The organism is Sediminitomix flava (assembly GCF_003149185.1).
GTDB lineage: Bacteria > Bacteroidota > Bacteroidia > Cytophagales > Flammeovirgaceae > Sediminitomix > Sediminitomix flava.
The window spans coordinates 872,601-885,798 of record NZ_QGDO01000002.1; the positions used below are offsets into that span (position 1 = coordinate 872,601).

Annotated in this window: 8 protein-coding genes; 1 reads left to right on the plus strand and 7 read right to left on the minus strand. The window is 37.3% G+C overall.

Annotation, left to right across the window (positions count from 1 at the left end; translation table 11 throughout):
- Positions 1-18: 18 nt before the first annotated feature.
- From BC781_RS10695 to BC781_RS10720, 6 genes are all read right to left on the minus strand, one after another.
- Positions 19-3,072: a SusC/RagA family TonB-linked outer membrane protein gene (locus tag BC781_RS10695; RefSeq protein WP_158281442.1), complete on the minus strand. Its 3,054-nt coding sequence runs from the start codon at positions 3,070-3,072 to the stop codon at positions 19-21.
- A gap of 240 nt (positions 3,073-3,312) precedes the next feature.
- The gene (locus BC781_RS10700; protein WP_109617413.1) at positions 3,313-3,909 is read right to left on the minus strand and encodes a lysine exporter LysO family protein; all 597 of its coding nucleotides are present in this window, start codon (positions 3,907-3,909) and stop codon (positions 3,313-3,315) included.
- Positions 3,910-3,912: 3 nt separating this feature from the next.
- Positions 3,913-4,182: a LysO family transporter gene (locus BC781_RS10705; protein ID WP_109617415.1), complete on the minus strand. Its 270-nt coding sequence runs from the start codon at positions 4,180-4,182 to the stop codon at positions 3,913-3,915.
- Between the two features lie 3 nt (positions 4,183-4,185).
- On the minus strand, positions 4,186-7,371 hold the full coding sequence (locus BC781_RS10710) for a glycoside hydrolase family 2 TIM barrel-domain containing protein (protein ID WP_109617418.1): 3,186 nt from the start codon (positions 7,369-7,371) through the stop codon (positions 4,186-4,188).
- A 38-nt stretch (positions 7,372-7,409) separates the two neighbouring features.
- Positions 7,410-9,407, minus strand: a complete 1,998-nt coding sequence (locus BC781_RS10715) for an MGH1-like glycoside hydrolase domain-containing protein (protein ID WP_158281443.1) — start codon at positions 9,405-9,407, stop codon at positions 7,410-7,412.
- A gap of 321 nt (positions 9,408-9,728) precedes the next feature.
- Positions 9,729-11,345 (minus strand): tetratricopeptide repeat protein, encoded by a 1,617-nt coding sequence (locus BC781_RS10720; protein ID WP_109617422.1) that lies wholly within the window; start codon positions 11,343-11,345, stop codon positions 9,729-9,731.
- Positions 11,346-11,534: 189 nt separating this feature from the next.
- On the opposite strand from BC781_RS10720, the gene sigZ reads away from it, so the two are divergent.
- Positions 11,535-12,044: an RNA polymerase sigma factor SigZ gene (sigZ, locus tag BC781_RS10725; RefSeq protein ID WP_109617424.1), complete on the plus strand. Its 510-nt coding sequence runs from the start codon at positions 11,535-11,537 to the stop codon at positions 12,042-12,044.
- A 343-nt stretch (positions 12,045-12,387) separates the two neighbouring features.
- Here the strand turns inward: sigZ and BC781_RS10730 are convergent, their stop codons facing one another.
- Positions 12,388-13,125: a protein phosphatase 2C domain-containing protein gene (locus BC781_RS10730; RefSeq protein ID WP_109617426.1), complete on the minus strand. Its 738-nt coding sequence runs from the start codon at positions 13,123-13,125 to the stop codon at positions 12,388-12,390.
- Positions 13,126-13,198 lie beyond the last annotated feature (73 nt).

The window sequence follows — 13,198 nt, forward strand, 5'->3', positions numbered from 1 at the left end:
ATTAAATTTTGGATTGGATTAGAAGGATACTTGAATACCTGCTGTGAAGGTGCGGAACATAGGGTACGAACCATAGTCAACACCTTGTGTAAGTGCACTAGAAGGAATTACTTCTGGGTCATAACCAGAATATCCTGTCAGTGTGAAGACATTGTCAGCATTGATATAAGCTCTCAATTTTTGAAGCTTCAAACGTTCACACATACTTTGTGGCAAAGTGTAACCAAATTGAAGGTTTTTCAGACGGAAATATGAACCATCTTCCAAGAATCGGTCAGACATCATATAGTTTCCGTTATTATCTACAACTACATTTCGAGGAATGTCCGTATTGGTATTTTCTGGTGTCCAAGCATTCAAAAGGTCAGCACTCATATTGAAGTTTGTATTTGGCTGAGCAGTATTGAAAGCCGTTACGTTTAGAATTTCATTTCCTGTTACCCCTTGGAAGAATAAAGAAAGATCAAATTGCTTGTATGAAAGATTTAGGTTTAATCCATATTCTAAGGTTGGAAGTGGAGAACCTACAACCGTTCTATCATCAGAATCAATCTGTCCGTCACCGTTTACATCTACATAAATGACATCTCCAGGTTTTGCATTTGGCTGAATCTTATTGCCTTCGCTATCCACATAGCGGTCAATCTGTTCTTGAGATTGAAAGATTCCGTTGGTTTTCATCATATAGAACTGACTCGCTGATTCTCCAACCATCGAAATGGTTTGTGCTGCTCCTGTTCCATAGATTTCATCTCCGTACAATGCTCCATCTCTATCCCCTAAAGAAACTACTTCGTTTTTCAAGGTTGTCATATTTGCACTTAAATCATACTTCAACTCTCCAATACTTCCTCTGTAACCTAGTTCCAATTCTAGACCTCTGTTAGACATCATTCCTAAGTTGACCATTGGTGCATCTACGCCAGATGATGGTGGTGTATTCGGATCTTCCAAAAGTAATGATTCCGAGTCATTTTGATAATAGTTGATTGTACCGTAAACTCTGTCTGCAAAAAGACCAAAGTCAGCACCTATATTCAATGTTTTTGATTCTTCCCACTTCAGTTGTGAGTTTGCCATTCCTGGTGTTCCAATTCCTCCGACAGGCTTATTGCCCCATACATACCAATAACCACTCTCTACCAATGCTTGACGGTCATATGCACTCAAGGCTGTTTCTCTACCAAGAATACCATAAGATGCTCTAAGTTTTAATTCTGAGAATACATCGCTCATTCCTGTGAAAAACTCTTCGTTATGTAATTTCCAAGCAGCTGATACAGACGGGAAGTTCCCCCAGCGGTTTTCGCTGCCAAACTTTGAAGAAGCATCTCTTCTAATTGTTGCTTGTACCAAATAACGATCATCATAGCTGTAGTTTACACGACTCATCAAACCAAAACGAGTTACTCTTTGGAAACCACCAGTACCAATGAAATCACCTGACTGTGCCGCTCCTAAAGATGGATCTAAACCTCCAAAATCTGGGAACATAAATCCGCCTGTCACATTCATATCTACATTTGCATAGTCGTACTCATAACCTACAATACCTCCCATTACAGAAAGGGAATGCTTGTCAGCAAAAGTATTTGAATAGGTTAATGTGAAATCGTAATTCAAATCACTCCACTCTGCTCTGTATTCTTGTAAATATGGATTTTGGCGTTGTGTATCTGTTGCCAATTTATACTCTGGGTAATAATAACGTTGTTGATAAAATGACTTGGTATATCCTACATTACCCGATGCAATCAGATTATCTAAAATTTGATATTGAAGACCGATATTGGCGATCAATTGATCTTTTGCAGATTCGTTATTGATCAGTTCTGATTGCCCCACAGGATTGGCTCCACTACGAATGTCGTATTCATCAATATAGCCATAACCACTTTCCTTTGTTTCGTCATAAATTGGTACAAGTGCCAAAGAGCGTTGCATGTTAGACATGCTCATGGTATTTGTTTCCCAAGTCTGACGAGAATAAGCGACATTTGGTGTTACTTTCAAGTTTCCTTTCTCAAAAGTAGACTTATATCTGAAGTTGAATCTCTCCGTTCCAGAATTGTCTATCACACCATCTTGACTGAGGTAGTTCACAGACAGGTTATAGTTAGAAAACTTAGAACCTCCCGACAAGCCTACAGAATAATTTTGGATGGTGGCTGAACTCATAGTAGCATCTTGCCAATCTGTATTTGCATAATTTTCTAGATTAAAACCAGAATTCGGCTGTAAGTATAAAGGCAATGAAGAAATTGTACCTTCTGCCATTGAGTTATTGTAAGTCTGTTCTTTGATCGAATACCATTGATTTGCATCTGCCATATTTAGACGATTCATATCTTCTTGGATACCGGCATACATGGTCACATCAATTTTCATCGGTTGATCTTTCTTACCCGATTTTGTAGTAACCAACACCACTCCGTTGGCTGCCAAAGAACCGTAAATTGCGGCTGCAGCACCATCTTTCAAGATTTCAAAAGACTCAATATCATCTGGCGGAATCATACTGATATCTCCACCCGGAATACCATCGATCACAAAAAGTGGTTGCACATTACCAAAAGAACTCATCCCTCTGATTTTAATATAAGGTGCACTTCCCGGAGAACCCGAATTGATAACTGAAACCCCAGAAGTACGCCCTTGAAGCATTTGAGCTGGAGATGTGGCTGCAATTTTATTGGCATCTGCTGCTTTTACAGTACTTACAGCACTCGAAAGATCACTCTTCTTCTGAATACCATAGCCCACAACTACAATCTCATCCAATTCTTCCGCATCCGGTCGCAGGTTCACATCCAAGACGGTTTGTTGGGCAGGAAGTATGATTTCCTGTGTCTCTAAACCTACATAAGAAAAGACAAGAACGACCTCTTCCGTGGGCAATTCCAACTTATACTTTCCATTGAAATCTGTAATCGTTCCTTTGCTTGTTCCTTTCACAGAAATATTTGCTCCAGGAACTCCTTCTCCGCTATCATCTATTACACTACCTGTAAGTGTCTTTACAGATTGTGCATATATATTTTGTAAGGAGAAAATGGATATCAATAGTATCATAAATACTGAGGACGAAAAAGCCTTACGACTCATGTCCAAGCATGGAAAATTGTAATTCCTCATATCCAAAAAATTTAAATAGTTACTTTAGAAAAGTGTATTTGTTTATTGATTGGTGGTGTTTAAAACACCTTGATTTAGTGTTTCTTTCTTCAAACAGAAAGTGTGTTTTCAGTCTTTAATTTTTCTCTCTTGTCTTGTGTTGATCATGTTTATTCTAAAAAAATATTTGATGTGTTTTTAATTCAAAATAAAGGGGATCAGCAGTGGTACTGCTATGGTGAGCAATATCCCGTTGAACAAGGCAACAACTACATAATCTTTCCCCGAATACTGACTGATGACAGGTAAGGTCGTATCCATAGAAGTTGCTCCTGCCGATGCGATCGGTGATAGATTGCCTGTAAACTTTACTAGAAGTGGAGTGATTAGTAATGTCAACAACTCTCTCATAATGTTAGAAAGCAAAGCAACTACCCCTAAAGCCTCTCCATGCAATTCTGTGATATAAATACTAGACAGGCTATAATAACCAAAACCTGCACCTACGGCCATTCCTTCTTTAAAACCTTGCCCTATAGCTAAGTTGATTAGTGCCGCTCCGATTATACTTCCAATCCCGACTGAAAGAGGAACCAAAAACAAACCGAGGTTAGCCCCTTTCAACATCTTAATAGCTCTTTTATCTATGCCAATTCCAATGCCTACTAAAAACATTAGGATGTAAAGTGCATAGGTGCTAAAGTCATTTTCAACCAATACTGTAGGGATAAATCCGAAAACGGATAAAGTGCAACCTGCTACAAAAAAGAGGAGTATTAAAAGCGTCCCTTTCATCTTCTATTTCTTTAGATAAAACAGCTTATAGATAAAGTATGAGCAAAAAATACTTCCTCCAATTCCGCCCAAAGTCAGTAATAATGCTTGTCCTCCCAAATCGGTTAAGTTGTTTAAAACTTCTTCATTGGTTCCTACGGATACTCCCAAAAAAAACAAGAGTATCCAAATCATAACCGTAGTCGCTTTCTCTGTCAAATCAGCTAGTCTACCTTTATTTCTAAGTAAAACTCCGATGATGACTCCTAATCCTAATAATGCTAAGGTTTCCATTTTCTACTCTAGTTTATCACCAAAATGGTACTGGTATCGGAGCTTATCGTTGAGTTCACTTGTCTTCCTCAAAGGACTTATTCTGAAGCTGTACTCATATTTTTTAGCTGATGGTAAAAGATATTCAGGGTGTGCTTTAGCTCTCCATCCCCAGCTTGTGTCACCGCCTATTCCCATCTGTTTGTAATCAATGTTAAGTGAAATCAAATCTTCAGGAACGATATCTGTTCCATGCGCCATAGTTTCCATTCCTCGGTGCTCCAAACGATCTGTATCAAACTGATGAGCTGTCATACTCAATGGCATTTCTTCAGCGACAACCAGTATACCTTTGCCTTTCTCATCTGTCAATGTCAACCAACGTACATCTGTTTTCTGAGCATTTTCTTGAGGTCTTACATATGGGAAATACTGTTCCCACACCGTACTTGAATACAAACCAAGTGCAGCTCCCGACTTTCGGTCAGCATAACTTTCAATTGGCCCTCTTCCATACCAAGTCATATTTGAAAAAGAGCTATCCAGATGCATTTGCATTCCCACTCTTGGCATTTCGGGTAAAGAATCCCCAACTGTCAAATGATAGTTGACAAGCAAATCGCCATTGCCCATCACATCATAAGTATGCTGAGTTGTGGTTCTGCCTACTTTTAGTTCTTGTGTACAGACTAATTTCAAATGCCCTGTAGCGATTTCCTCAATTGCCCATTTTACTTCTAACGGGTCTTGTTCTGCTGTTTTCCAAATGCTTTTGGCGTAAGCGGGCATTCCCCAAGCCAAATCATTTTCTGTAGGTGCTCTCCAAAAATCAGCTTGAAGCGATTTCTTCATCAATTCTTGGCCATCAATTTGATAGCTCGACAAAACCCCTTCTTGCTTGTCAAAAGTGAGGTTAAAATCTTTCCCCCTAATCTGAATTTCTCGTTCACGATCTTCGTAAGAAAGCCTTCCAAACGTTTGTTTAATACCTTCTCTCGGATAACTTTCTAGGATAAATTGATCCCAACCGATTTCAAATCCTTTTGGTAAAAGTCCTTGTGCTTGTTTAAGCTTGAGACGGAATGTGACGATATATTCAGCTCCTGCTTTTACGGCTAAATCAGGAAAGTCTACTTGAAACTCAACGGTATCTTGTGCACAGACAGATACTAAACTTTCTCCTTTTGCTACCAGTTGATCAATATTCTTGATTTCCCACTCAAGATCAAAGTTTGAATTATCAATAAAGTTGAATCGATTCCAAAGTTTGAACTTTCCATTTTTTACATCAGCAGCTAATACTTTCAAGGGTTGATATACTTTCTTTACTTCCCAAATATGTGGATTCAGCGTTCTTCCGCTCGTCACTAAGCCATTGGCACAAAAAGATGAATCGTTTGAAATACCAACATAGCCCATATCACCGCCGTATGCCCAATAGGTTTTACCTTCATCATCTACTTGTTCAAAGGTTTGATCTGCCCAATCCCAGATAAATCCACCTTGCAAACTTGGTTCGCTGTCTATCAAATCCCAGTAGCCTTGCAGATTTCCTACACTATTTCCCATGGCATGTGCATATTCACAAAGAATATAAGGCTTGGTATAATCTCCTTCTATGTATTCTCGCATCCAATCAATTGTAGCATACATCGGAACGGTGATGTCGGTATGATCTTTTGAACGAGCTTGTTCATACTGAACTGGTCTGCTAGGGTCTCTTTGTTTCAACCATTCTGAAGTTTTCACGAAGTTGATCCCATCACCTGCTTCATTTCCTAAAGACCAAACAATAATACTTGGGTGGTTTTTACTTCGCTCAAGCATTCGGATGGTACGATTCAGATGTGCATCCATCCACAAGGTATCTTTTGCTAAACTTTCCTCTCCGTAGCCCATACCATGCGATTCGATATTTGCTTCATCTACCACATACATTCCGTATTTGTCACAGAGTTCATACCATTTTGGGTAATTAGGATAGTGACTTGCTCGGACTGCATTGATATTGAATTGTTGCATCAACTCAATATCTCGAATCATTTCTTCTTCCGTAATGACATTTCCGTTGTCTTTAGAATGCTCATGTCGATTTACACCTCTTATGGTTACAGGCTTTCCGTTGACCAACAATTGTCGTTTTTTGATCTCCACCCTTCTAAACCCAAAGTCTCTGCTCAAAGATTCGATTACCTGTCCTTTCTCATCTTTCAATGTGAGTTGAAGTGTATAAAGATGGGGCGTTTCAGCCGTCCACTGACGTACTAATTTTAGGTTTTCAGAAAAAGAAACTTCCGAATATTCACTCTTTGTTTTTACTGTTTTTTCTTTTGAAAGTAAACGTGTTTTAGCTTCATCAAAAATGCTGAACGTAACCGAATACTTGCCTTTCTTTTGCTCAGATTGATTTCTGATTTCAATGTTCAAATCAAAGATTCCATCTTGATAATTATCATCTAAAGAAGCATTTAGAAAGAAGTCTCTGATGTGAGTATTTCCTCTTCTGTATAGGTAAACATCTCTTTCTATTCCGCTCATTTTCCACATGTCCTGATCTTCGAGGTAACTTCCATCAGAGAAGCGATAGACTTCTGCTGCAAGCGTATTATTCCCTTCCTTCACATAGTCTGAAATATCGAAAACCATCGGTGTTTTACTTCCTTCTCCATAGCCTACTTTCTCACCATTAATCCACAAATACATAGCTGAGTTTACGGCTCCAAAATGGATATAAATTCGATCCGTCATCCATGATTTTTCAAGTGTAAATTCCTTTCTGTAAGAACCTACAGGATTATGATCTTTTGGTACAAATGGAGGATTAGGATCAAAAGGATAAGGAACATCGGTATAAATTGGGGCACTGTACCCCTGTAACTCAATGTTAGCAGGTACTTTTATTTCATCCCATTCCGATACATTGTAAGTCGGTTTATAGAAATTCTTCGGACGTTTTGTTGGTGCAACTGACCAATTGAATTTCCACATTCCGTTCAAAGACTGATAGGCCGACGATGCTTCCCAGTCCTTTTTGAAAGCTTCTTCTTCCTTATCAAAGACATAGAAGATAGCTCTTGGTGCTTCCATATTGATGGCAAAGACTTTAGGATCTTCCCAGTCGGGTAAACTTTGGGCAAAAATTGGGTGTACAATTCCGCCCCCCATTCCCAAGAGAATGGTGCTTAAAAAGCTAAGAAATATTTTATTCATGGCTGTTATTTAGATCAATGAACAGTTTGATTTCTTGATTAAAAAAGCATCAAAATATGCGCTGCACTCCAACTAAAGTGTGGTGCATTTAGCCCTTTATTACTTAGTGGATGATAGTTTTCATGAATTGGTACTGAAGTATCTGCCAAGCCTTCTGCATTGTCCACTAATTTCTGTGCGGCCTCTTTTGCTTCTTGCACATAACCATATTTGGCTAGGCCATCTATGGCAAAGTAAGCTTGGTCGAGCCAAACAGGTCCTCGCCAGTACCCTCGTTGCGGATTGAAATCTTTATGAGCTGCACTCAAAGTTGGGAAAGGCAAGGAAGTGTAGAATCTTGCCGAATCAAGCATAATTTCTTTTACTTTCTCTGCTTGTTCTTTCTCTGCCAATTGTGTCCAGAGTGCCGTCCAACCTTCTGGACCTTGCACCTTAACCTTAGATTTATCTTCCAATTGAATGTCATAGAAGAACCCATCTTCTTGATCAAACATCATGTTCTTTACATCTGTAGCGACCTTACTTGCTCCTCTCTTGAAATCTTTAGCTTCATCAACCAAGCCTAATTCGGAAGCTAAAAATGACAACTGCTGTTTCTCAGCAAACAAATAAGCGTTCAGGTCGACAGACTCTTGATTTAGTGAATAAGCTCCATTTTTATTCGTTACTATTTTTGCATGGTCAAAACGAACGGCATTATCCATTCCACTTTCCCAAGCTGCTGCTATTCGAGTACCATCGGTAGAGCCATATTCACACAAACCATTTTGATCATGATCTCTGTTTTCATACCACCAATTGTGATACTTCACCAACTTCGGATACATTTCTCTTACAAAATCAATATCCGCTGTTTCTAAATAGACTTGCTCTACAGCCCAAGCCGAAAGTGGTGCTTTTGTATTTCTCCAATTTGGTTTCTCGATCTCTTCATCTCGGTAGAAGCAATCCACGATCATCCCTTCTTCATCTTGGTAATCAAACATGGCCCTGATCTGATCTTTAGCCAATTCGGGTTCAAATGGTGCTATAGCTACGGCATGTTTCCACGAATCCCATGCCCAAAGTCCTTGAAAATACTTAGCAGCATAAGAAGGCACAATTCCTTGATGATACACCCCTCCTGCTTCACTTCTCCAATTGTGCATCAGCGTAACAAGTGCTTTAACTGCTAATCGGTCGTACTTTTCAACAGATAAAAGTGTTTCTTTTTGCAGATTTTTTTGGAAAAGCTTGGCCACATAGGTATTCCATCTATTTTCATTCTGCACAAAGTAATTCTCTGTGTCCATGAAATATTGCTGTGTATCAGCCAATACTTTTTTTCTCTCTTCAGGGCTAAACGTGTAGTAAATCAGTGCACTTTCTGTCCAGTTTGTTTGAGCTCGTAATTCCTGCTGTCTACTCAAATATTTATACGAACGCTCACCTTCTGTCGTGATGTGTTCTCCTTCAAAAGAAAACGTTATGCCTACATTTTCTTCTTTTGCAATCTTTACTGAGAGTCCATTGGCTTCTCTTTCAATTGTATTTTGGTCTTCAAAGACAGTTCCTTTCCAACCTAACTGCAATACCTTTTTCGTACTCGAAAGATTAGTGACAACAGCTTTTGTCAAGGCACTTCTGCCATCTACAAAGATGAGCTGCAAATCAACTTTCAAATCCTCGACTTCCAATTCTTGCTTTAACAATCCCGGATAAAATGTATTCGAGATTAACTTTGCATCTTTAAGGTAAATCTCTTTTTGTGTTTCTACATCAAACAAAGAAAGCTGTAAAAGACTTTTCCCTATCCAATTACTCAATTCTTGTCTTAGCAAATAAGGGCCAATAAAGCTTCCGTAATTTGCTTTGTCTTTTTCTTCTGGTAATGAAAAAGCATGCCATGCTCCTTGGTCTGAAAATGCCCAAACATTATTGGTGTGTGCATCCGTTGGCACACCCTTTAGGTTTAATACATTAGGATAATTCTTCCTACTTAATTGTAACTCCTCTTCTTTATTTCCTTTTGCTTCTTCGCATGAAGAAAATAGCATTAAGAAGATGGTACTTAACAGTGATATTTTCAAAAAATGACGCATACCCTCCTACATCTAATTAGTCAAACACTAAAACTCTACTCGGATATTTAGGTACCTTTCTGACTTCCGATGTTTCAAAGGTGGTAGATTACATTTTGAAAGAAAAATAACTCACCTATACACAAACTATACAGCTTGTAATGTAAATCAAACACTTATAATTAAACACACATTTACAACACATTAAATAAGTCAATAGGTTGAAATATATTTTTCAGAAACTCAAAAAGGTATAAAGTGATGTAGGGGTGAAACTCTACAGGTTTTGAAGTTTTTTTAGATATTGAAGATAAAATCTTTTAAACTTTCCCCTTTTGCCAAGCCTAATTTCTTACGAAGACGGTAACGTCCCATTTCTACAGAGCGAACTTCTACATTATTCAATTCTGCAATTTCTTTGGAACTCAAGTGGCTTCTGATTTGGAGGATTAGTTGAATTTCTTTATCCGTCAAATCGGGAAATTGTTCATGGATTCGGTACAAGAAATCTTGGCTGACTTCGGCTGAAACTTTTGCTTGCGGAATTTTCTCAACTTGCTCAACCATTTGTGTGAGTGTAAACCACACCTTTCGCATTTCTTCCGATCTCGAATTTGAAATATTTTCTCGAAGAGTCTGCAAAATTTCATTACGCTGAGAAATGGTCAGTGCCAAATCTTCCAACAGTTTTGACTTGTGTACCAACTCATCAGACAGTTCCGTATTCTTGATATTTGCAGAGTTCAAACTTTCTTTCAAAAGCTGTTGCTCTAGGGCTTTTTGCTTCATTCTATGTCTTAGCCTTAGTGTGATGCTAGTGGCCAAAAGAATAATCGCACTCACAATAGCTATGCTAAAAAGGATATACATCTGCTTGATTTCCTTTTCTTGCGTCAGCAGCTTTTCATCTTGTTCAATCTTATTTTGCTGAAATTTGAGCAGGTGATTAGTTACAGTATGAATATTTCCATTCTTGATTTTCTGGTCAAGTGCAATAAACTCTTTCTGTGCGAGAAATGCTTCCTTGAAATTCTCTTGAATTTCTTCAAAGCTCATTTTTTCTTCATAAAACTCTCGGAGGGCAAAACTATAATTGGTTTGTTTTACATATTGCGCTGCCTTTTGCAAATACACTTTTGCCTGCTTGAAGTCTTTACGTCCTCTTTCTACTTTAGCCAAATAAGTGTAGGTTTCCACTAAACTTGAAGCTCCTCCAGTATTTAGCTCTAGCGATTTTAAAAGATATATTTTTGCCTGTGTCCAATCTTCTAACGTAGAGTAAATAATGCCTTGATTATTATAAATAGCTGATAACAAATAGCTAAAAGATGTCGATTCGGAAGAGAGCTTCTTTTCTGCTTTTTGAAAATAATTAAGAGCCATCATATAATCGGCCTCGTCCATTGCGTCCAAACCTAAGGCATTCAAATAGGTGATTTCCTCACGTAAATCTTGTTTCTTGACTGCCAAGTTTAACGCCTTTTCATGATACGGAATTGCTTGTGATGTATTTCCCATATCATAATACACCCAACCAAGTGTCCCTAACATATCCAAATGAAGCTTACTGGTATCTTCTTCATTTAATAAACCGATTCCTTTCTGCCCATAAATAAGAGCCGAATAATACTCATGCTTGTAAAGGTATGCTTGAGAAAGATTCCAAAACGCAAAAGCTTTTGCTTGTTGCTTTTCATTAGAGTTCATTAAACTCAGTGCTTTTTGTGCCAAAAAAATGGTACTATCAGGCTTTGAAGCTTGGAGTCGTTCTGCTTCTGTATTTAAGTCATTTATATTTACTGGAGTCCAATCATTAAATGCTATAGCCTGAAAAGGCTGTAAAAAGATGAAAAACAGTAAAAAAATAAAAGTATTGTATTGTTTATCAGATGTTGGCTGTCGAAATAGAATCATAAGCTCAAGCTTTAATCGCAAAAAATATGTTACAAAAAAAAGAGGTGATTGACGTATTTCCTAACATCTCTGAGTTTTAGAACATTAATAAGCGTAAATATGTCATTTATAAAAAAGTAGTTATTAAAAAATGCTTGATTATTTTCTTCATTAAATGCGTCTTTCCCCAACTTCTTCGTCTATTTATGTATGAGCACGACTAGTATTTGGAATAACTTCAGAACAGAACTATTTGCCTTTATTATTACGAAGGTGAATGATAAAGAAATCGCTAATGATATTCTTCAGGATGTTTTTGTCAAAATTCACCTAAAAGCAGGAAGCCTAAAACAAGAAGAAAAACTCACTAGTTGGGTCTATCAGCTTACTCGAAATACCATTATTGATTACTACAGAAAGAAGAACATTCTGACATACACAGAAGAATTCCAAGATATTTGGGATGATGATTCTGAATCTGAAGATGAAAATAAAATCTGTGTCAATTGCATTAATCCATTTATCCAACAACTTCCTCCTAACGATAGAGATGCTTTAGAACAGACCGTCTATGGCAACATATCTCAGAAAGATTATGCTGAAAAAACGGGACTTTCTTATACCGCTACTAAATCTCGAATACAAAGAGCTAGGGGAAAACTAAAGGATATGTTCTTGAATTGTTGTTTAGCCGAAGAAGGAAAAAAATGTAATTGTTAGCATAATTCTGCGTCCTTTTCCAATTAGCTCGTCTCTATTAGTGAAAGAGATTAAAAACACTAAATACTTCAAGATATGAACACACAATATAACTGCTGCGAACCTCAAACAAATTGCTGTACAGAACAAAACTCACAAGCTTGTAAATGTGATTGCAATTGCGATTGCGATTGTGAGTGCAAAGATGGAAAATGTGTTTGTAAAGACGATTGTGACTGCAATTGTGATTGTACAAATGAAAGTACGAAAAACTGTTGCTAATCAGTTTTGATTCTTTTCAATGAAAAACTAAAGTAATCTATTATAGTCATAGATTACTTTAGTTACTCCTTTTTTTATAGACTTAAATCTTCATTATTCTTATGATAGCAAGATCGTCTGTTGGTACGTGTTCGTACTCTTCGGCAAGCTGTCTCAATCTTTTCTCCAAGAAAGTCTTATTTTCACTTCCCTCCTTATTTATCAAAAGAAAGTTCAAGATTTCAGATTCAGACAATTGCTTCCCTTTGTTTTTGAGGTTCTGAAAAGTAAAAATACCATCCGTACAAATAGAAAGGTTCTCAAATGATTTGACAGACAATCTTTGTAATTGATTAGTATACCAAGTATCGAAATCTTCTGTTAAATGATAGCCTAGATAATCTGGTATATTATCCTGTTCATATTCAACAAACTTTCCATCAATACAAACAAGTCCATCGCCTACCGTCAAAAATTCTGCTTCAGCTTCTTCAGTATTTACAACACCTAGAATCACAGTCGAAAGTAACTCATTTATTTCAAGTCCTAATTGATTTTTAATTAAGGCCGTTTCTTTAAAAAGTTCTCTAAAAACCGTTCTAAGTATTATTGCTAACTCTTTAGTATCCTTAGACACAAATTCCTCATAAAAAATATTCTTAGCTACCTTTCTTAGAATCTTACCATAAAGCATGGATGCAAAAACCGATTCAGTACCCATTGTACAACCATCTAAAACAGCTATTAACTTTTTATTACTAGCTATTTGCTCTACTACTAAAAAATCTTCACATTGATTTGTATGAAAGACGCCTATACTTAATGATTCATATACCTTCATTAGGTTTAATGATAAATCAAAAAAATACAAGAAGCAATTATTCTAAAAAAGAAAATCAACTTGTTTACAGCCC